This window comes from Brevibacillus sp. NL20B1, assembly GCF_018195675.1.
Classification (GTDB): Bacteria; Bacillota; Bacilli; order Brevibacillales; family Brevibacillaceae; genus Brevibacillus; species Brevibacillus aydinogluensis.
Window position 1 is genome coordinate 13,853 of sequence record NZ_JAGTPT010000033.1, and the last position, 21,001, is coordinate 34,853.

General features: G+C 58.5%; 19 protein-coding genes and 1 other RNA gene. 14 read left to right on the plus strand and 6 right to left on the minus strand.

Annotation, left to right across the window (positions count from 1 at the left end):
- Positions 1-28: 28 nt before the first annotated feature.
- From rpoN to eno, 9 genes are all read left to right on the plus strand, one after another.
- The gene (rpoN, locus tag KDN35_RS18195; protein WP_171566328.1) at positions 29-1,405 is read left to right on the plus strand and encodes an RNA polymerase factor sigma-54; all 1,377 of its coding nucleotides are present in this window, start codon (positions 29-31) and stop codon (positions 1,403-1,405) included.
- Positions 1,406-1,408: 3 nt separating this feature from the next.
- Positions 1,409-1,678: a glutaredoxin family protein gene (locus KDN35_RS18200; RefSeq protein WP_212133496.1), complete on the plus strand. Its 270-nt coding sequence runs from the start codon at positions 1,409-1,411 to the stop codon at positions 1,676-1,678.
- Positions 1,679-1,850: 172 nt separating this feature from the next.
- The gene (locus KDN35_RS18205) at positions 1,851-2,870 is read left to right on the plus strand and encodes a sugar-binding transcriptional regulator (RefSeq protein ID WP_171566326.1); all 1,020 of its coding nucleotides are present in this window, start codon (positions 1,851-1,853) and stop codon (positions 2,868-2,870) included.
- A 24-nt stretch (positions 2,871-2,894) separates the two neighbouring features.
- Entirely contained in the window at positions 2,895-4,250 is a 1,356-nt protein-coding gene (locus KDN35_RS18210) for a Na+/H+ antiporter NhaC family protein (protein ID WP_212133497.1), read from the plus strand.
- A gap of 28 nt (positions 4,251-4,278) precedes the next feature.
- Positions 4,279-5,283, plus strand: coding sequence for a type I glyceraldehyde-3-phosphate dehydrogenase (gap, locus tag KDN35_RS18215; protein WP_171566324.1), 1,005 nt, complete (start codon positions 4,279-4,281; stop codon positions 5,281-5,283).
- Positions 5,284-5,384: 101 nt separating this feature from the next.
- Entirely contained in the window at positions 5,385-6,569 is a 1,185-nt protein-coding gene (locus KDN35_RS18220; protein WP_171566323.1) for a phosphoglycerate kinase, read from the plus strand.
- A 14-nt stretch (positions 6,570-6,583) separates the two neighbouring features.
- Positions 6,584-7,351, plus strand: a complete 768-nt coding sequence (gene tpiA, locus KDN35_RS18225; RefSeq protein WP_171566347.1) for a triose-phosphate isomerase — start codon at positions 6,584-6,586, stop codon at positions 7,349-7,351.
- Between the two features lie 13 nt (positions 7,352-7,364).
- The gene (gene gpmI, locus KDN35_RS18230) at positions 7,365-8,906 is read left to right on the plus strand and encodes a 2,3-bisphosphoglycerate-independent phosphoglycerate mutase (RefSeq protein ID WP_212133498.1); all 1,542 of its coding nucleotides are present in this window, start codon (positions 7,365-7,367) and stop codon (positions 8,904-8,906) included.
- A 96-nt stretch (positions 8,907-9,002) separates the two neighbouring features.
- A complete protein-coding gene (eno, locus tag KDN35_RS18235) occupies positions 9,003-10,289 on the plus strand; it encodes a phosphopyruvate hydratase (protein WP_171566321.1) in 1,287 nt (428 codons plus the stop codon).
- A 93-nt stretch (positions 10,290-10,382) separates the two neighbouring features.
- Here eno and KDN35_RS18240 read toward each other — a convergent pair whose 3' ends face one another.
- The 3 genes from KDN35_RS18240 to KDN35_RS18250 are packed head-to-tail and all read right to left on the minus strand — an operon-like array spanning position 10,383 to position 13,272.
- Positions 10,383-11,207 carry an ABC transporter ATP-binding protein gene (locus tag KDN35_RS18240; RefSeq protein ID WP_171566320.1) on the minus strand — a complete coding sequence of 275 codons (825 nt, stop codon included), beginning with the start codon at positions 11,205-11,207 and terminating at the stop codon, positions 10,383-10,385.
- A gap of 20 nt (positions 11,208-11,227) precedes the next feature.
- A complete protein-coding gene (locus KDN35_RS18245; protein WP_171566319.1) occupies positions 11,228-12,265 on the minus strand; it encodes a FecCD family ABC transporter permease in 1,038 nt (345 codons plus the stop codon).
- Complete coding sequence (locus KDN35_RS18250) at positions 12,262-13,272, minus strand: FecCD family ABC transporter permease (RefSeq protein ID WP_171566318.1); 1,011 nt, start codon at positions 13,270-13,272, stop codon at positions 12,262-12,264. Before KDN35_RS18250 ends, KDN35_RS18245 begins: the two co-directional genes overlap by 4 nt.
- Positions 13,273-13,468: 196 nt before the next feature.
- Between KDN35_RS18250 and KDN35_RS18255 the strand changes: the two genes are divergently transcribed.
- On the plus strand, positions 13,469-14,473 hold the full coding sequence (locus KDN35_RS18255) for an ABC transporter substrate-binding protein (protein WP_171566317.1): 1,005 nt from the start codon (positions 13,469-13,471) through the stop codon (positions 14,471-14,473).
- Between the two features lie 64 nt (positions 14,474-14,537).
- On the opposite strand, the gene KDN35_RS18260 is transcribed toward KDN35_RS18255, so the two are convergent.
- The 3 genes from KDN35_RS18260 to KDN35_RS18270 all read right to left on the minus strand — a co-directional run bounded on the left by KDN35_RS18260 (position 14,538) and on the right by KDN35_RS18270 (position 16,500).
- Positions 14,538-15,284: an ABC transporter permease gene (locus KDN35_RS18260; RefSeq protein WP_212133500.1), complete on the minus strand. Its 747-nt coding sequence runs from the start codon at positions 15,282-15,284 to the stop codon at positions 14,538-14,540.
- Between the two features lie 12 nt (positions 15,285-15,296).
- Positions 15,297-16,034: an ABC transporter ATP-binding protein gene (locus KDN35_RS18265; RefSeq protein WP_212133502.1), complete on the minus strand. Its 738-nt coding sequence runs from the start codon at positions 16,032-16,034 to the stop codon at positions 15,297-15,299.
- 76 nt (positions 16,035-16,110) lie between these two features.
- Positions 16,111-16,500 carry a YqzM family protein gene (locus KDN35_RS18270; protein ID WP_171566314.1) on the minus strand — a complete coding sequence of 130 codons (390 nt, stop codon included), beginning with the start codon at positions 16,498-16,500 and terminating at the stop codon, positions 16,111-16,113.
- A 207-nt stretch (positions 16,501-16,707) separates the two neighbouring features.
- Between KDN35_RS18270 and secG the strand changes: the two genes are divergently transcribed.
- The 4 genes from secG to ssrA all read left to right on the plus strand — a co-directional run bounded on the left by secG (position 16,708) and on the right by ssrA (position 20,775).
- The gene (secG, locus tag KDN35_RS18275) at positions 16,708-16,950 is read left to right on the plus strand and encodes a preprotein translocase subunit SecG (protein ID WP_029098168.1); all 243 of its coding nucleotides are present in this window, start codon (positions 16,708-16,710) and stop codon (positions 16,948-16,950) included.
- 149 nt (positions 16,951-17,099) lie between these two features.
- Complete coding sequence (rnr, locus tag KDN35_RS18280; RefSeq protein WP_171566313.1) at positions 17,100-19,541, plus strand: ribonuclease R; 2,442 nt, start codon at positions 17,100-17,102, stop codon at positions 19,539-19,541.
- A 98-nt stretch (positions 19,542-19,639) separates the two neighbouring features.
- Complete coding sequence (gene smpB, locus KDN35_RS18285) at positions 19,640-20,113, plus strand: SsrA-binding protein SmpB (protein WP_212133504.1); 474 nt, start codon at positions 19,640-19,642, stop codon at positions 20,111-20,113.
- Between the two features lie 306 nt (positions 20,114-20,419).
- Positions 20,420-20,775: a transfer-messenger RNA gene (gene ssrA / locus KDN35_RS18290) on the plus strand.
- The last annotated feature ends 226 nt before the right edge of the window (positions 20,776-21,001 follow it).

Sequence of the window (21,001 nt, forward strand, 5' to 3'; positions counted from 1 at the left end):
TGCATAATAGAGAAGGGGGGCGAACTCGATGAACATGGGACTGGGTCTTTATCAGGAGCAGACGCTGAAGCTGGTGATGACGCCGGAGTTGAGACAGGCGATCACCATTTTACAGTATTCGGCTGTCGATCTGCTCTCCTATCTGCAGGAACAGGCAAACGAAAATCCCGTAATCGAGTTGCAGGAAGAGGCGGTGGACGCGGCACCTGTAAAAAAGGAGCGTCCGGCTCCGGAAATCGACTGGAAGGAGCTCGTGGGAAATCGGGCCACGGGTGAATATTCCGTGGGGAAAAATGAAAGCACTTACAATCCGCTCGACTTCGTGCATCACGACACGGTGACGCTGTACGAACATTTGGAACGGCAGCTTGGCTACGTCAAGGGTTTTACGCCGCTGCAGCGGAAGATTGCCTTGTTTTTGATCGGCAATCTGGACGAAAAGGGCTATCTGGAAGTCCCGCTGGAGGAAGCGGCGGAGCGCCTGGGGGTGGCGTTGCACGAGATTGAAGACGTGCTGGCCGTCCTGCAGCACTTTGACCCAGCCGGGGTGGCGGCCCGCAGTCTGGAAGAATGTTTGCTGCTGCAGCTCCGCCACTTGGGCTTGGACGACGACAACATCGTGCAGGTGGTAAGTCTGTATCTGCACGATCTGGCCGACTGCCGCTATCAGCGGATTGCCGAGAAGATCGGCTGTACGGTGCGGGATGTGCAGGCAATGGCTGATCTGCTGCGCACGCTCAACCCTCGTCCGGGTTCCGCCTTTTCCCGCGCCGAGACGCGCTACGTCATCCCTGACGTGGCTGTGGAAAAGGTGGGCGACGACTACGTGGTGCTGGTCAACGACGTGGCGACGCCGCGGATCAAAATCAACAGCTTTTACGAGAAAATGCTGCGCCAGCAGAAGAGCCAGGATGACGCCCGGCAGTTTATTCACGAAAAGCTGAATGCCGCCATGTGGCTGGCGAAAAGCCTGGAGCAGCGGCGGTTGACCCTGATGCGCGTCACCCAGGCGATCGTCGAGATGCAGCGGGACTTTTTCGAGCGCGGTATACACTACCTGAAGCCGATGACGCAAAAAGAGATTGCCGAGCGGGTCAATCTGCACGAGTCGACCATCAGCCGCGCGACCAGCAACAAATACGTGCAGACGCCGCGCGGAATTTTCGAACTGAAGTACTTTTTTACGTCGGCACTGTCGACGTCCAGCGGCCAGGCAGCCTCGTCGGAGAGTGTCAAGCGCCGGATCAAGGCGCTGATAGAACAGGAGGACCGGAAACAGCCGCTGTCGGACCAGAAGCTGTCTGAGATGCTGCTGCAGGAAGGCATCGAGATTTCCCGCCGGACAGTGGCCAAATATCGGGAAGAGATGATGATCCCCTCGTCAGCGAAGCGAAAGAGGTTTTGAGAGATGCAAGCAGGCAAACCGTTTGAGATCGTGCTGTACGGGCGGAAAAACTGTCATCTGTGCGAGCAGGTGGAGCAGTCAATCCGCCTTCTGGAGATGGAGTTTCCGCTGCGCCTGACCGTGGTCGACATCGAGGAGGATGATGCGCTGCACGAAAAGTACATGCTGGTCATCCCCGTCGTGGAGATTGACGGACAGGAGGCATTTCGCTCCGTCACCAGCGTAGTCACCTGGGAAGAACTGCGAGCGGAGCTGGTTCGCCGCCTGCAGTAACCGGCAACACGTCCCTTGGCTCTGATGGGCTGAGGGACCTTGCATGTTTTTTACAGGTGTGTTACATTCAAAGAGAAGTGAGATTATTTTTTTGCTCCAACCGGGACAAAAAATGTTACAGCGGGACAAATTACGTCCCGGAACAAAACCAAGCAGACGAGGAAGAAGGCAGATGCGGCGTTTCATCGAGATGCAACAAAAACTGCTGCCCGACCTGGTTGATGTAATGCGGCAGCGGTACATGCTGCTTCGCTCGGTGCATCACCTGCAGCCAATTGGCCGGCGGGCTCTGGCCCAGGAGCTTCACAGCACGGAGCGCATCCTGCGGGCCGAGGTGGACCTGCTGAAGGAAACCGGGTTGCTTCACGTGACGGCAGCCGGGATGAGCTTGAGCGAAGAGGGTCAGCGTGTGCTGGATGAACTGGAACCGCTGGTTGGCGAACTTTTCGGCCTGACCGAGCTGGCAGAACGGCTGCAGCGAGTGCTGGGCATCGCCAAAGTGATCGTCGTCCAGGGAGACGCCGACCATTCCCCCTGGGTCAAACAGGAGCTGGGACGCGTCGGAGCGCGCGTGCTGAAGCAGTACGTGCGGGAAGGAGACATCGTCGCTGTCACCGGCGGGACGTCGATCGCCAGTGTGGCCCAGCATCTGACACCGTCACCTGCGTTTAAAGGCGTCCAGTTTGTCCCGGCCCGCGGCGGACTGGGTGAGCGGGTGGAACTGCAGGCCAATACGCTGGCATCGGCGATGGCTGCCAAGACCGGTGGAACATACCGCCTGCTGCACGTGCCGGATCGGCTGCATCCGGAAGCGCTGCAAAGCCTCTTGCGGGAACCGCAGATCAAAGAGGTTCTGGCCCTGCTGAAGCACACCCGGATCGTCCTGCACGGCATCGGCGACGCCCTGACGATGGCCAGACGGCGCAGTTACTCCGAAGCGGAGCTGCGCGAGCTGGAGCAGGCCGGAGCCGTGTCGGAAGCGTTTGGCTACTACTTTAACGAGGCGGGCGAGACGGTTCACCGCATGCCGACGATCGGCCTTCAGCTCGAGGACGTCAAAAAGGCGGAGGCGGTACTTTCCATCGCGGGCGGCAAGAGCAAGGCGAAAGCGATTCTTTCCTTTTCCAAGCAGTCGTGCCAAAATGTACTCATCACGGACGAAGGGGCGGCGCGTGCCATTTTGTCCGAATGACTGCATTGGAGGGACGAGGAATTGATGAACGTGCTGACGGTCCTCCCCGTTTTGTCGTTGATCGCGGGGATCGCGCTGAGTCTTCATTTCGGCTTTCCGCTGTATCTGGGGATGGTTTTTTCCATCTTGGTCACACTTGTTAGTGTACATCGCCTTGGTTATTCCTGGAGAACACTGTTGGCGTTCGGCTGGGACGGCGTAAAGCAGACCAAACCGGTGCTGCTCATCCTGTTTCTGGTCGGGCTGCTCATCCCTCTCCTGATGATGGGCGGCACGATTCCTTCCATCATCTATTACGGGCTGTCGGTCGTCGATGTCCGGTACATGTTGGTTCTTTCCTTTCTCCTGACCTCGGCGACAAGCTACCTGCTGGGAAGTTCGGTGGGGACGCTGAGCACGATCGGCCTGTCGTTGATGGGGATCGCCCACACGGCAGGAGTACCGGGCGGAAGCGTGGCAGGCGCGCTGATCAGCGGCGCGATGGTGGGGGAACGGTTTTCCCCTCTCTCCAGCAGCCGGCTGCTGGTATTGAGCATCACCGGCATGACCGAAGAGGAGGAACGCCGCAGCAACCGCCCCGCTCTGTTCACGGTGGGGGCGTGCACCCTGTTGTTCCTGCTGGTGGACTTGCTGCGCAGTCAGACGGGCGTAACGGACATGATCGGCTTTTACCAGGAACTGCTGCACCGATTCTTTTTCATCGGCTGGCTGCCGCTGGTCCCGCTGATTGTGCTGATCGGCTCGTTTGCCTTGCGGGTCAGGGCAATCCCGGCCCTGCTGTACGGGATCGCTGCAGCCGCGGTGCTCGTGCTGACGACGACCTCGCTGGAAACCGGAACCATCTTTCGCTCTGTCCTGAGCGGATACGAGCTGCATTCCGGCACGCCGCTGGACCAACTGGTGCGCGGAGGCGGGATGGCCTCCATCCTGAACGTGCTGGTGCTGATTAGCTTGGCCGGCTTTTTGAACGGCATCCTGAACAAGGCCAATCTGCTGGCCCCGTTGGTCGACCGGCTGATGGGCGAGACGGTGCGGCCGGCAGCCTTTGCGGGCAAAGCAGTACTGTTGTCAGTGCTGGTGGTCGCCATCAGCTGCAACCAGACGATTCCGCTGTTGGTGCTTGGTTCGACGCTGCTGGAGCGGTTCTCCCGGCTGGAGGGGGGAAAGGTGCTGCTCGGCCGGACGATGCTGGATTCGACCATGTTGATTCCGGTGATCATTCCCTGGTGCGGCCTGGCGATGTTGATGGCCGTCACCTTGGGCGTTCCCACTGTCGAGACGCTGCCGTATTTGTTCTTCCCCCTGTTGCTGCCGATTGTAACGATAGTCACTGCCCGTTCCATTCAGACGGCGGGCGTTTTTGAAAAACTAAGCAGATAACGATGATGAGAGAGCAGGAGGTATTGTCATGGTAAAAGTAGGTATCAACGGATTTGGCCGCATCGGCCGCAACGTGTTTCGCGCTGCGCTGAACAATCCGAACGTGGAAATCGTCGCCGTCAATGACCTGACCGACGCGCAGACGCTGGCCCACCTGCTGAAGTACGACTCCGTACACGGCGTGCTGGATGTGGATGTGGAAGCGCGCGAAAACACGCTGATCGTCGGAGGCAAGGAAATCAAGGTGTTGGCGGAGCGCGATCCGGCTCAGCTCAAATGGGCGGAGTACGGTGTAGAGATCGTGGTGGAGTCCACCGGCCGTTTCACCAAACGGGAAGACGCGGCGAAGCACCTGGAAGGCGGAGCGAAAAAGGTAATCATCTCCGCGCCGGCGACCAACGAGGACATCACGATCGTAATGGGCGTCAACGAGGACAAATACGATCCGCAAAAGCACACGGTCATCTCCAACGCATCCTGCACGACCAACTGCCTGGCGCCGTTCGCCAAGGTGCTGCATGAGAAGTTTGGCATCGTGCGCGGGCTGATGACGACCGTTCACTCCTACACCAACGACCAGCAAATCCTCGACCTCCCGCACAAAGACATGCGCCGTGCGCGTGCCGCTGCGACCAACATCATCCCGACCTCGACCGGTGCTGCCAAAGCAGTGGCGCTCGTGCTGCCGGAGCTGAAAGGCAAGCTAAACGGCTTTGCGATGCGCGTACCGACGCCGAACGTGTCCGTCGTTGACCTGGTGGCCGAACTGAAAACCGACGTAACGGTGGAAGATGTCAACCGCGTGCTGAAGGAAGCGGCGGAAGGTCCGCTGAAAGGCATTCTCGGCTACTCGGAAGAACCGCTGGTCTCCTCCGACTACAATGGCAACCCGGCTTCCTCTACAATCGACGCACTGTCCACAATGGTACTGGAAGGCAGCATGGTCAAAGTCGTCTCCTGGTACGACAACGAATGGGGCTACTCCAACCGCGTTGTAGACTTGTGTCAATTTGTTGCAGAACGTGGCTTGTAAAAAGTAAAATAGAACTGTTGTGAAAAAAGGGAGAGCGTCCTCTCCCTTTTTCCCATACGCTATTTTCCGAACATAAGCCATAGTTGTGGGGAGGATCGTTCATGAACAAGAAGTCTATCCGTGATGTGAACCTGGCAGGTAAGCGCGTTTTCTGCCGCGTCGACTTCAACGTACCGATGCAGGACGGCGTGATTACCGACGACACGCGCATCCGTGCCGCCCTGCCGACGATTCGTTTCTTGCTGGATGCAGGCGCCAAGGTGATTCTCGCCAGCCATTTTGGCCGTCCGAAAGGGCAGGTGGTCGAAGAAATGCGCCTCACGCCTGTTGCTGCCCATCTTTCAGCACTGCTCGGCAAAGAGGTACAGAAGCTGGATGACTCTGTCGGTCCCGACGTGGAAGCAGCTGTCGCCAACATGCAAAACGGCGACGTGATCCTTCTGGAAAACGTGCGTTTCCATGCAGGTGAGGAAAAGAACGATCCTGAACTGGCACAACGCTTTGCGCAGCTGGCCGATGTGTTCGTCAACGACGCGTTTGGGGCGGCACACCGCGCCCATGCGTCCACGGCGGGCATCGCCCAGTACATCCCGGCAGTAGCGGGCCTGTTGATGGAAAAGGAAATCCGCTTCCTGGGCGGCGCCCTGACCCGTCCGGAGCGTCCGTTTACGGCCATTGTCGGCGGCGCAAAGGTTAAAGATAAAATTGCCGTAATCGAAAACCTGTTGACCAAGGTGGATCATCTGATCATCGGCGGCGGCATGGCCAACACCTTCCTCAAGGCAAAAGGGTACGGCATCGGCGCCTCCCTCTGCGAGGACGACAAGCTGGATCTGGCCCGTTCGCTGATGGCACAGGCCGAGGAGCGCGGCGTCCAACTGCTGATGCCGGTGGATGTAGTGGTGGCGGACCGCTTCGCGCCTGACGCACAGAAACAGACCGTCTCCGTCGACGCGATTCCGGACGGATGGATGGCGCTCGATATCGGCCCGAAAACGGTGGAACGCTACCGCAGCGTGATCGTCGATTCCCGTACGGTTGTGTGGAACGGGCCAATGGGCGTGTTTGAGATGGACGCCTTCGCCCACGGGACGATTGGCGTAGCTCAGGCGATGGCCGACTGCTCCGGCACGACGATCATCGGCGGCGGCGACTCCGTGGCAGCCGTGGAGAAAGCAGGCGTGGCGGAAAAAATGACGCACATTTCCACCGGCGGCGGTGCTTCCCTGGAATTCATGGAAGGCAAGGAACTGCCCGGCGTGGCCGTGCTCGAGGACAACGAATAGGGAGGGCGATTCCTCTGAGAACCCCAATTATCGCTGGAAACTGGAAAATGTACAAAACGATTGCCGAAGCCGTCCGCTTCGTCCAGGAGGCGAAAGCGGGCAGCGCTCCGGCTGGCGTGGAACAGGTGATTTGCGCGCCGTTTACGGCTCTGGCTGCCCTGGCAGAGGAGCTCAAGGGCACCTCGATCGCACTGGGGGCGCAAAACGTTCACTTTGAGGAGCAGGGCGCCTTTACCGGTGAGGTCAGCCCGCTGATGCTCAAGGAGATCGGCGTCCGCTACGTGATCATTGGTCACTCGGAACGGCGTCAGTATTTCAACGAATCGGACGAGACCGTCAACAAAAAGGTGCTGGCTGCCCTGAAGCACGGCATCAAGCCAATCGTCTGCGTGGGCGAAAGCTTGGAGCAGCGGGAGGCGGGGGAAACCGCCGCAGTCGTGCGCAGTCAGACCGAAGCGGCGCTGGCCGGCGTGGAGGCCAACCAGTTGGCAGACGTAGTGATCGCCTACGAACCGATCTGGGCGATCGGCACGGGCAAATCGTCCACGGCGGAAGACGCCAACGAGACGATCGCGATCATCCGCGGCACGATTGCCGATCGGTTTGGCCAGGCAGCTGCCCAGACCGTGCGCATCCAGTACGGCGGCAGCGTGAAGCCGGAGAACATCGACAGTTTCATGGCGCAGCCGGACATTGACGGAGCGCTGGTGGGCGGTGCCAGCCTGACGGCGGACAGCTACCTGCAGTTGGTGTCCAAAGCCGCCGCACAGCGTCAGTCGTAAGGAGGAAAGTCAGATGGCACATCGACCCAAACCGGTCGCACTCATCATTCTGGACGGCTTTGCGCTGCGGGAAGAAACCTACGGCAACGCAGTGGCGCAGGCCAACAAGCCCAACTTTGACCGCTATTGGCAGCAGTATTCCCACGCCACGCTGCAGGCGAGCGGACTGGCTGTCGGGCTGCCGGAAGGGCAGATGGGCAACTCCGAAGTCGGCCATCTGAACATCGGGGCAGGCCGCGTGGTGTACCAGGATTTGACCCGGATCTCCAAAGAGATTCGCGAAGGCGCCTTTTTCGAAAACGAAACGCTGATCGGCGCATTCCGCCACGCCAAGGAACACGGCAAGCAGGTGCACCTGTTCGGCCTGATTTCCGACGGCGGCGTGCACAGCCACATCGAGCATTTGTACGCACTGTTGGAGCTGGCCAAACGGCAAAATGTCGACCGCGTCTTCATCCACGGTTTTCTCGACGGGCGTGACGTGGCGCCGGACAGCGCCGTCGGCTACATCGAGGAACTGCAGGGCAAAATCGCCGAGCTCGGCGTGGGCAAAATTGCCACCGTGCAGGGACGCTACTACGCGATGGACCGGGACAAGCGCTGGGAGCGAATCGAAAAGGCGTACCGGGCAATGGTGTACGCGGATGCACCGGCTTACACCGACCCGATTCAGGCAGTCAAGGAATCGTACGAGAAGTCGATCATGGACGAGTTTGTGATGCCGACGGTGATCGTGGACGAGCAGGGCAAGCCGGTTACCACCATCCAGAGCGGCGATTCGATCATCTTTTTCAACTTCCGGCCGGACCGTGCGATTCAGATTTCGCAGGCGTTCACCAATGACGACTTCCGCGGCTTCGACCGGGGTGAGGGGCATCCGCGCAACCTCCACTTCGTCTGCCTGACGCATTTTTCCGAGACGGTGAACGGCTATGTAGCCTACAAACCGACCAACCTGGACAACACGCTGGGCGAAGTGCTGGCGCAGCACGGATTGAAGCAGCTTCGCATCGCCGAGACGGAAAAATACCCGCACGTCACCTTCTTTTTCAGCGGCGGACGTGAGCAGGAGTTTCCCGGCGAGACGCGCATCCTGATTCCGTCGCCCAAAGTGGCCACCTACGACCTGAAGCCGGAGATGAGTGCGCCGGAAGTGACGGAAGCGGTGCTGAAAGAGATCGAAGCGGAACGTTTCGACGCGATCATCCTCAACTTCGCCAATTGCGACATGGTGGGTCACTCCGGCTTAATGGAGCCGACGATCAAGGCAGTGGAAACCGTGGACGAATGCCTCGGCAAAGTGGTGGACGCCATCCTCGCCAAAGGCGGCGCAGCGATCATCACGGCTGACCACGGCAATGCCGACCTGATGCTGGATGAAGCAGGACGGCCGGTAACGTCCCACAGCACCTTCCCCGTGCCGGTAATCGTCACGAAGGAAGGCGTGACACTGCGGGAAGACGGCATTTTGGCCGACCTGTCGCCGACCATGCTGGAGCTGTTGGGTCTGCCGCAGCCGGCGGAAATGACCGGGAAATCGCTGATCGCCAAGTAAACAGCCAAGAAGACGAACCAGGCCAACGACGAACGCCGCACCCGCGAGTCCCAGGCTGGTGCGGGGTTCTCCAACATAACAAAGGAGATGGTCACAATGACGATGATTACCGACATTTACGCACGCGAAATCATGGACTCCCGCGGCAATCCGACCGTGGAAGTAGAGGTGTATCTGGAAGACGGCTCCATGGGCCGTGCAGCCGTTCCGTCCGGCGCATCCACAGGCGCGTACGAAGCAGTGGAACTGCGCGACGGTGACAAGAGCCGCTACCTCGGCAAAGGGGTACTGAAAGCGGTGGAGAACGTCAACGAGATTATCGCGCCGGAACTGATCGGCATGGACGCGCTGGATCAAGTGGGCATCGACACGGCGATGATCCAACTGGATGGCACCCCGAACAAAGGCAAACTGGGCGCCAACGCGATTCTCGGCGTCTCCATGGCAGTCGCTCGCGCCGCAGCTGCGTCCCTGGGCGTTTCCCTCTACAACTACCTGGGCGGCTTCAACGCCAAGACACTGCCGGTGCCGATGATGAACATTCTCAACGGCGGCAAGCACGCAGACAACACGGTGGACATCCAGGAGTTCATGGTGATGCCGGTCGGAGCCGAATCGTTCAAGGAAGCACTGCGCATGGGTGCGGAAATTTTCCACTCGCTGAAAAAAGTGCTCGCTGCCAAAGGCATGAACACGGCAGTAGGGGACGAGGGCGGCTTTGCGCCTAACCTGAAATCCAACGAAGAAGCGATCACCACCATTCTGGAAGCGATCAAGGCGGCTGGCTACGAGCCGGGCAAAGACGTCTTCCTGGCGCTGGATGTGGCCGCTACCGAAATGTACAAGGACGGCAAGTACCACTTTGAAGGTGAAGGCGTCGTGAAGACGACGGAAGAAATGATCGCCTTCTACGAAGACCTGGTGAGCAAGTACCCGATCATCTCCATTGAAGACGGTCTCTCCGAAGACGACTGGGACGGCTGGAAAGTGCTGACCGAGCGCCTCGGCGGCAAAGTACAGCTCGTCGGCGACGACCTGTTCGTGACCAACACCGAGCGTCTGGCACGCGGGATTGAAAATGCGACCGGCAACTCCATCCTGGTAAAAGTAAACCAGATCGGTACGCTGACCGAAACCTTTGACGCCATCGAGATGGCGAAGCGGGCCGGCTACACCGCAGTCATCTCTCACCGCTCCGGTGAAACGGAAGACTCCACCATCGCTGACATCGCAGTTGCGACCAACGCCGGCCAGATCAAAACAGGGGCTCCGTCCCGCACAGACCGCGTGGCCAAGTACAACCAACTGCTGCGCATCGAAGACGAGCTGGGCGACACCGCACGCTTCGGCGGCCGCAACGCTTTCTACAATCTGAAGAAGTAAGCCCATTCGCGGCAACGCAAAAAAGGTGCTTTCCCTCTGAGGGAAAGCACCTTTTTTTGTTCGTTTATCGTGTACCGATCGATCGGGCCGCATCTATGCGTGCACCATCTGTCTCGGCTCAGCTGCAGTGGTCAACCGGCTTTTGCTGAACGGGATGCACATCGGCGTGCCGTAGAGCGGATCGCGTGTGATCTGACACTCCATCTGAAACACGTGGCGGACCATTTCTTCTGTCATGACCGCGTCCGGGCTGCCCTCGGCGTACACGCTCCGGTTGTGCACGGCGACGATGTGGTGAGCGTAACGGCATGCCAGGTTCAAGTCGTGCAGTACCATGACGATCGTGCGCTGTTCCGTCCGGTTCAGTTCGTACAGCAGGTCGAGGATCTCAATTTGGTGCGCCATGTCCAGGTAGGTGGTCGGTTCGTCCAACAGGATGGTCTCCGTCCCCTGGGCCAAGGTCATCGCGATCCAGGCACGCTGCCGCTGTCCGCCTGACAGCGAGTCGACGGGCTGGTTGGCCAATTCGGTCAGTTGGGTGGCGGCCAGCGCCTTGGTCACCATCCGTTCATCTTCCTCCGACCACTGCTGCAGCCAACTCTGGTACGGATAGCGCCCCTGCTTGACGAGCTGCAGGACGGTCAAGCCTTCCGGAGCTGTCGGCCCTTGGGGCAGAATCGCCAGCCGCTTGGCCACTTCCTTGGTCGACTGCTTGGCGATCGACTCGCCGTCGAGCAGGATCGCCCCTTGCTTGGGCTTCAACAACCGGGCAAGCGAGCGCAGCAAGGTGGATTTGCCGCTGCCGTTGCTGCCGATGAAAACCGTGATCTGCCCGCGCGGGATGCGCAGATCAAGTGCTTCGATGATATTCCGTTCGCCGTAGGACAACGTCAACTGACGGGTTTCCAAGGCATGCACGCTGCTTCTCTCCTTTCAGCTTACCGGTTACGGTTTTTGTAGAGCAGGAAGATGAAAAACGGTGCCCCTACCGCTGAAGTAAAGACGCCGACAGGGATGTCGATCGGGGAAAAGGCCGTTCGCGCGATCAAATCGGCAATCAGCAGGATCAGGCTGCCGATCAGGGCGGACACAGGCAGGGCGCCTCCAAACGAGGGGCCGACCAGCATTTTGGCGATGTGCGGCGCCAGCAGGGCGACAAAGCTGATTTCTCCGCCGACGGAGACGGCCGCCCCGGTTAACGCGGCACAGATGAGTAACAGCGCAAAGCGGTCGAATTGAACCAGGCTGCCCACGCTGGTCGCCACTTCGTCGCCCAACTGCTGGACGTTGACACGGCGGGCGAGCAGCGCAGCCAGCGCGATCAGGCCGACAACCCACGGTCCGATCATCTTCACGTCGTTCCAGTCGACGCCGTAGATGCTGCCGGTAAGCCACAGGGTGGCCTTGTTTTGCAGGACAAACGGACTGAACAGGATCAGCACCGTAATGACTGCGCTGGCGGCGATTTTGATGCCCACGCCGATGAGCACCAGCCTTAGCGGCGTCACTCCTTTTTTCCAGGCGAGCGCGTACAGGATCAATGTCGTCAGTGTCGCTCCCAGAAACGCGACAGGGGGAAGCCACTGGATGCTGACCGATTCAAAGTAGAGCAGAAAGGCGACAGCCGCAACCGCAGCGCCTCCCGTTACCCCGAGAATGTCTGGCGCAGCCAGGGGATTGCGGACGATTCCCTGCAGAATCGCCCCGGCTGCTCCCAGCGCGGCACCCACCAACAGGCCGATGACGACGCGGGGGAGGCGAAACTGCGTTACGATTAGCGCATCCTGCTCCTCTCCCATGCCCAGAAACGCCTTTACGACGTTGAGGGGAGAGATGTTCATTTCGCCCATCCCCAGGCTGACTACCATGACGGCCGCGGTCAGCAGCAGGCAGACGGCGGCGCACAACAGCGACTTCTTGTGAATGTGGAAGGAAAAGGAGCCTTTTTTGTTGCGCAGCGACAGATACGACTTCATTTTTTCTCCAGCCCCTTTCTCGCCACGTAGATGAAGAACGGGATGCCGACCAGAGCGGTCATCGCTCCGATGGGCACTTCCGCAGGCTTGGCGATGAAACGGGCGGCGATGTCCGCTGCAAGCAGGATGGCGGAACCGAGGATGCCGCTGTACAAGAACACCCACCGCGTGTCCACCCCGACCAGGTAGCGGGCGAGATGCGGCGTGACCAGTCCGACGAAGCCGATCGGCCCTGCCACGGCGACTGAAGCGCCGGAAAGCAGGACGATCACCACGCCGGTCATGATTTTTACCAGCAGGGTTCGCTGCCCCAGTCCCTTGGCCACGTCATCGCCCATCAGCAGGGTCTGGATCGGACGGGCGAGCAGGAAGGCTCCCACCCAGGCCACTGCCATGTACGGAAAGACGGCTTGCAAAAACTCCAGCTTGCGTCCCCCCACCGAACCGGAGAGCCAGAACAGCACCTCGTCCAGTGCCTTTTCGTTCAGGACGAGCATGCCGTGCCGGGCGGATGCGGCCAATGCGGTGATGGCTGCACCGGCCAGCGTCAGCTTGACCGGCGTCAGGCCGTCCCGACCCAGCGATCCCAAGAGGTAGACGACGAGGCCGCTGGCCGCGGCGCCCAGAAAGGAAATCCAGGTAAACGCGGTAAGGGAGCTGATGCCGACAAACGTCACCGCAAACACAACAAACAGGGCGGCTCCGGCGTTGAGGCCGAACAGTTCGACGTCGGCCACCGGGTTGCGCGTCAGCGATTGCAGCAGCGCGCCGGCGATGCCCAGGCTGGCTCCGACGGCGAGGGCATTCAGCACACGCGGGACGCGAACTTCCTTGATGACGATGTGTTCATTGGAACCGTTGAAGTGCGTGTAGGCGTCAATCGCCGTTTGCCAACTGGTGTCGATGACGCCGAAGATGAGGCTGAAGTAACTCAAATATAATAGAAGGAACAGGCCGATACAGACGCCAGCGATTTTGAGCGGATTGCTGTGGAGTAACGATTTCATTGTCTTCATCCTTGGGTGACGATTTCTACAGTTCTTATCACATTTCAGTGTAGTTCTTGCCGGCGTGCATTGTCAATGATTTTGAGATTCATTATCACCATTTTTGCAGTTGACTTCATCTGACCCTGGTAGTAGGATATTGGGTGTAAATGAGTTTAATTCTCATTATCATCAAGAATAGAAGGGAGTCAATTTCATGTTTTCTCGTACATACCGCACAGTACGCGGCAAAGCGTTTTTTGCCCTGCTGATGGCCCTGCTGCTGATCGTCACCGGTTGCGGCGGCGGACAGCAGGCAGCCGACCAAAAACCGGCTGACCAAACGCAAGCTCAACAGCCTGCGGGCAGCTCCGATCAATCCTACACGGTGAAACACGCCATGGGGGAAACCAAGATTCCGGGCACTCCGCAGCGCGTAGTCGTCCTCACCTCGCAGGGGGTGGAAACGCTGGTAGCTCTGGGTGTTAAGCCTGTGGGCGCGGTCGGTTCCTGGACAGATCCGACGACCTTTTACGATTTCGTGAAGCCGCACCTGGAAGGCACCAAAACGCTTGGTACCGAGTCCCAGCCGAACATTGAAGCGATCGCGGCGCTGAAGCCGGACCTGATCCTCGGCATGAAGTTCCGCCACGAAAAGATTTACCAGCAGCTGACTGCCATCGCGCCGACTGTCTTCGTGGAAGAACCGCGCGGCGACTGGAAAGAAAACTTCATGCTGTACGCGGAAGCGCTCAACAAGAAAGCAGAAGGCGAAAAAGTGCTGGCCGATTGGAACAAGCGCGTTGAAGAGTTCAAGGCGAAAGTGGGCGACAAGGCGAAGACCAAAGTCTCTCTCGTTCGCTTCATGCCCGGCCGTGTACGCATCTACTACAACGACACGTTTGCCGGCACGATCATGAAAGACCTGGGCGTAGCTCGTCCGGAGTCGCAAAACAAAGAAGAATTCGCCGCCGAAGTGACCAAAGAGCGGATTCCGGAAATGGACGGCGACATCATGTTCTACTTCTCCTACGAGACGGGAGACGGTGAAGCGACCAAGTTGGAAAAAGAGTGGACCAACGATCCGCTGTGGAAAAACCTGAACGTGGTGAAAAACAACAAAGCGTTCAAAGTGGACGACACGATTTGGAACACCTCTGGCGGCGTAATCTGTGCCAACAAAGTGGTGGACGAACTGGAAAAATACCTGCTCCAACAATAGTGAGAGCGACAGGCTGCCGGGATTCATTCCCGGCAGCCTGCTTTTTGCCCGGTGATCGCACGCGTTACGGAATCAGCATGGATTCGCGGGTAAACCAGAGCCGGTAGCACAGCAGGCTGACCAGCACGGCTGAGATTGCGGCGGACGAAGAAAAGGCGAACATGATCATAATCTGGTAGCGCACGGCATCGAGCGGATTGGCTCCGGCGATAATCATGCCGGTCATGGTGCCGGGAAGCTGCACCAGCCCGATCGTCTTCATCGTGTCGAAGGTGGGGATCATGCTGGCTTTTACGGTCCGTTTCAACACGTCGTGAATCGCCTGCCGCTTGGTTGCGCCCAGGCAGAGCAACGTCTCAATCTCGCCGCGGGCGGTGTTCATTTCACGCTTCATGTGACTGAGAAACAGGCCGCTGACCAGCATCGCATTGCCGATGATCATGCCGGAGAGGGGGATCAGGTACTGCGGTGTCGGTTCGATCAGCCCCAGCAATAGCAGCAGTCCCATCGTCACAACCGTCGAAGTTGTCAGTGTGGCGGCGATGCGCCAGAGTACACCCGGCAGCCGGTCCCCCCGGCGTGAGGCGTTCCAGGAGGCGACGGCGATCATCATGGTGAGCACCAGCGCCAGATAGACGGGGTGGTCGGCGTGAAACACGACCTGCAGCACGTACCCGATCACCAGCAGTTGGACGGCACAGCGAACCGTGCTGATCACGATTTCCTTTTCCAGGCCGAGCTTCTGCCATAGGGACAGCAGCAGCGCGATCAGGACAAACGATACCGACAGCCACAGCGACATTGATGACATCCCTATTTCCTCCTATCCCTCCTGGATGGCGGCGGCCAAAAATCGGCGCGCCTCCTCCGAAGCGGGAGCGTCAAAAAACAAATCGCTCGACGCATCCTCCAGCAGCCGGCCGTCTGCCATGAACCAGACCCGCTGGCCGATGGAACGCGCCTGCTCCCAGTCGTGCGTAACCCAGATGAGTGTGGTGCCCTCCCGGCGGTGCAGGTCGGCCAGCAGCTGCTCGGTCGCCTGTTTGCTGAGCGCATCCAGCGAGGCGGTCACTTCGTCCAGCAGCAGTACGGTCGGCCGCAGCAGCAGCGAGCGGACCAACGCGACGCGCTGTTTTTCCCCGCCGGAAAGCTGGTCGGCCGGTTTGGACCAATCCAGTCCGCCCAGTCCCAACTGCTCCATCCATGCCCGGGCCTGATCGGCAGGAAAGGAACGCTGGTGCAGGCGGCTGATCGTCTGCAGGTTGTCCTCCACGCTGCCCGGCAGCATGACCGGCTGTTGGGCGACGTAGCTCATCGTCATGCGCCAGCGTTCCGGCGTCCATTGTTCCGGAGGTTTTCCCGCCAGCCGGACGCTCCCGCTGTCCGGGCGGGTGAGAAGGGCCAGGATGCGCAGCAGGGTGCTTTTGCCCTGTCCCGACTTCCCCAGGATGTGGATGATGGCCGGCTCTTCCACCACCGCCGACAGGTCGGCGAACAGCCAGCCGTCGGGCCCTGACGACGACCGTTTGCCCAGTTGTTCCAGTTCCAGCAGCGGTGCCATCTGCTGTTCCTCCTCTCGAGAAATGAGAAAACACCGGAGATGTCTCCGGTGTGTAACGCCGCGGCTGTCTATGTAATTACTTGTGCTGAGCCAGCCACTCGGCAACTGCCTGGATTTCCGGTTGTTTTTTCAGGACGCCGGCGGGCATGCCGCCTTTTCCTTCCTTGATGATTTTGGCAATATCATCTGCGCTGTACTTGCTGCCCGCTGTGGTCAGGGCTGGGCCGAAAGCCCCTTCCAGGTTTTGACCGTGACAGGATGCACAGTTTGCTTTGTACACGGCTTCCGCGTCAATTTTGGCCGTTTGCCCGCCATCCTGGGCCTCTTCGCCGTGTTTCGGGAAAATGGCGGAACCGACAAGAGCAATAAGAAAAACAAGGAACAAGATGCCAAACGAAGTAAAAAAGGCCTTCGCGGAGTCAACCACGTCATTTTGATTCATGTCTTTTTTGTTGGAACCAGCCATATAACTAGGACCTCCTACGGCAAGTATAACGGTACAACTGCAATTTTACGGCAAAATCGTGACAGTTGCAAGGAAACGGAAAAACAGACATAGAACGTACACAATTTTTGGATAAATCCCCGTCAATTAACCAGGGTTGCTGATCCGATCCAACTGTGGTAGAGTGGAAGTAATAGTTTCTTCACGTTTGTTTTGAGGTGAATACAGATGGTATTGGCTGCGAAAATCTTACTTGTGATCGCAAGTATTGGCTTAATTCTTGTCGTATTGCTGCAATCTGGAAAAAGCGCCGGGCTCTCTGGGGCGATCGGCGGCGGCGCGGAACAACTGATGGGCAAGCAGAAGGCCCGTGGGATTGACGCTTTGCTCGGCAAACTGACCGTTGTGTTTGCCGTGCTGTTCATGGTGTTTGCCATTCTGCTCGGGTATTTCTTGAGAAGCGGTGCGTAACATACATGATTGCCAAAGGCAGCAAGTTTGACTTGCTGTCTTTTTTCTATTAGGATTGCCTACGGCGTAATCGGAGAATACTGAATACTACATACTACATAGATGAAGCAAAGTCGCGGCAAAGCATGTGCCGAAAAGGAGGATACGGAATGAAGGAACAGGATATCCTCGCGTTCATGCGGGAACAGGCGTATCACCCCATGACCGTGAAGGAGCTGGAGGAGGCGTTTGGACTGGCCGACACCGAGGCGTTCAAAGAGCTGGTCAAAACGCTGAATGCGTTGGAAGAACGGGGCGAAATCGTGCGGACCCGTACCAACCGCTACGGCGTGCCGGAAAAAATGAACCTGGTGCGCGGCCGACTGCAAAGCCATCCCAAAGGGTTTGGATTTGTCACCCCTGACACGCCTGGAGAGGACGACATTTACGTCCATGCCAACGACATGAACGGCGCCATGCACGGCGATACGGTCCTGGTTCGGGTGGAAAAGAAAACGAGCGGCAACCGCCTGGAGGGGCGGATCATCCGCATCGTGGAGCGCGGCGTGACGGAAGTGGTGGGGACGTTCAAGGATGAAACGTACTACGCCTACGTCATACCCGATGAGAAACGGATTGGCAGGGACATCTTCATCCCGAAAACAGCCTATAACGGGGCTGTGGACGGGCACAAGGTCGTCGCCAAGATCGTCCGCTACCCGGAAGGACGTACCAGTCCGGAAGGGGAAGTGATCGAGATCCTCGGGCATAAAAACGATCCGGGTGTGGACATTCTCTCGATCATCCGCAAGTATGGCCTGCCGGAAGCGTTCCCTGCCGACGTGCTGGCCGAGGCGGAAGCGGTGCCGGACGAAATCTCCGAGGAGGAGATCAAGGGCAGGCGTGACCTGCGCGACCGGATGATGGTAACCATCGACGGCGCGGATGCAAAAGACCTGGACGACGCGGTCTCGGTGGAGAAGCTGCCCAACGGCAATTACCTGCTGGGCGTCCACATCGCCGACGTCAGCTACTACGTCCGGGAACATTCCGCGCTGGATCAGGAAGCGTATCGGCGCGGCACCAGCGTCTATCTCGTTGACCGGGTAATCCCCATGCTGCCGCACCGACTGTCCAACGGCATCTGCAGCCTTAACCCGAAGGTGGACCGCCTGACGATCACCTGCGACATGGAGTTGGATGCGGAGGCAAACCTGGTCACCTACGACATCTACCTCAGCGTCATCCGCACCAATGAGCGAATGACCTACACGGATGTGCGCAAGATTTTGGAAGAAAATGATGAAGCGCTGATCGAAAAGTACAGCGAACTGGTGCCGATGTTCCGCCTGATGGAGGAGTTGGCCCGCAAGCTGCGCGCCAAGCGGATGCGCCGCGGCGCAATCGACTTTGACTTCCGCGAGGCGAAAATTTACGTCAACGAAGAGGGAACGCCGACGGAGATCGGCTTCCGTACGCGATCCATCGCCGAGTCGATCATCGAGGAATTCATGTTGGCGGCCAATGAAACCGTGGCAGAGCACTTCCACTGGATGAAACAGCCGTTTATGTACCGGGTGCACGAGGAACCCAACCCGGAAAAACTGATGGCCTTCATGGAGTTTGTCACCAACTTCGGCTACACGGTCCGCGGCAAGGGCAACACCGTCCACCCGCGCGCCCTCCAGCAGCTTCTGGAGGAGGTAAAAGGTACGCCCGAGGAGGTCATCATCAGCACGGTAATGCTGCGCTCGATGAAGCAGGCGCGCTACGACGCGGAAAGCCTGGGGCACTACGGCCTGGCGACCGACTTCTACACGCACTTTACCTCCCCGATTCGGCGCTACCCTGACCTGATCGTCCACCGGCGGATTCGCGAGTGGCTGGAGAATCGCGAGCTGTCCGAAAAGCGCTTGGCCTATTGGACAGAGCAGATGCCGATCATTGCGGAACACGCCTCCCAGCGCGAACGCATCGCCGTGGATGCCGAGCGGGAAACGGACGATTTGAAAAAGGCAGAGTACATGCTGGAGCGGATCGGCGAGGAATTTGAAGGCGTCATTTCCGGCGTTACGTCGTTCGGCATTTTCGTGGAGCTTCCTAATACAATTGAAGGTCTGGTGCACATCAGCTATCTGACCGACGACTACTACCATTACCACGAAAAGGCGTACGCCCTGATCGGGGAGCGGACGGGCAAACAGTTCCGCATCGGCGACGTGGTGCAGGTGCGTGTCTCCAACGTCAATGTGGATGAGCGGGCCATTGACTTTGAGATCGTCGGGATGAAGCGGCCCAACACCTTCCGCGGCCGGGAGCGCACCCCCAAGGTGATCGACGGGCGCAAAGGCAAGCGCGACACAAAACGGGCGTCCAGGCAGGAAAAGCCCCATCCCGCCGTGCTGCGCAAGCAACGAAAGCAGCGCCGTCAGCTCGAAGCCGCTCAGCAGATTGATGCCGGTCAAGCAGACACGTCCGAGGGTGACGTCGTGCCGCTCGACGAGGCAGAATCGCCGACGACCCGGCAAAAGGCGTTTTGGGAAGACCTGATCCGAGCCAAAAAATCGAAAAAGAAACACGTGGCCGCGCAGGCGAAACGGAAGCGGCGGTAATGATCTTGTCAAACGCCGCGATATTTGCTAGACTAACAGGTACGATATTGACCGATTCTACAGCCGTCCGTTTACCCAGGCAAGCGAGGTGATCTCCCATGGCAAAAGCGAAAACCGGTGTGAAGACGCTGGCGCAAAACCGCAAAGCGCGTCACGACTATCACATCGAAGACGTGTACGAAGCCGGCATTGCCCTGACAGGCACGGAGATCAAATCGGTGCGGGCCGGACGCGTACAGCTCAAGGACAGCTTCGCCCGCATTCAAAACGGTGAAGTTCTCTTGTACAACATGCACATCAGCCCGTATGAGCAGGGCAACCGCTACAACCACGAGCCGGAACGGACGCGCAAACTTCTGCTGCGCCGTCTGGAAATCCTCAAACTGAACGGCCTCACCCGCGAAAAAGGGTACTCGCTGGTGCCGCTCAGCCTCTACCTCAAGGGCGGCTGGGCCAAGGTGGAGCTGGCGCTGGTCAAAGGGAAGAAGAACTACGACAAGCGCGAGGACATCAAAAAGCGCGATGCTCAGCGGGAAGTGGAGCGCGCGCTGCGCGAGCGGCAGAAGGTGTAACGAAGCGGAAGACAAGTACCTCTTGTTTACTGCGATGGCATTTGATCGTGATGAATGGTTTTGTATCTGCTGGGCAGCGTACTTACAGGCAAGGTGCGCTGCCAGCAGCTGAACAGTGGCCGACAAGCCGTTGGCTGCAGGCACCGCGCATGGTGCACGATGGCAGGATTGGCACAAATCGACGTTGAGTTTTGAATGCCGCGTGTGCTATAGTAAGAAGGCAATGAACCCCGAAACTACAGTCTAGGTGTGGACAGTTGCCATCTTCGCCTAGACTTTTTTTCTCCTGATTGATTTTTTCATCACGGGGGCGTTCTGGATTCGACGGGAATAGTAGAGCATAAGAAGCGAGCCGGGGGGCTGCGGACCCCGTTAACAACGCGGAAAGCCATAACTGGCAACAAACAACTTTCTCTCGCTGCCTAATTACCAGCGAGGCTCTAACACTCCATCGGCCCGTGTGGCGTGATTAGGGCTCACTTCTAACGGGCTACGCCGGAGGTCTCCGCCTGGGGCCAAAGGAAGAAGATCAATCAGGCTAGGTTAGCGGCTGGCGTGTCGTTCCGCAGGCCGTTAGCCGAAATCTTATAGAACGACTGCGCTCGGAGATGCTTATGTGTCGCTATTTTCGGACGGGGGTTCGAATCCCCCCGCCTCCACCAATATCATGAGAGAGAGTACCGCATGAGGTGCTCTTTTTCCGTTTTTAGGGGAGTTTTGTGGGGGTCGTGGAGGTGTCAAAGCGTTGGTATGTCTGAGTTTGATGGACGTGCTGGTTATGAATAGCGAGACAGTCTCTCATGATGTACATTGACTACCGCAACTTATATGAGAGAGGGGAACAGCTAAAAGCATCCCAAATGATACGGTTCACAGTATCTATTGATA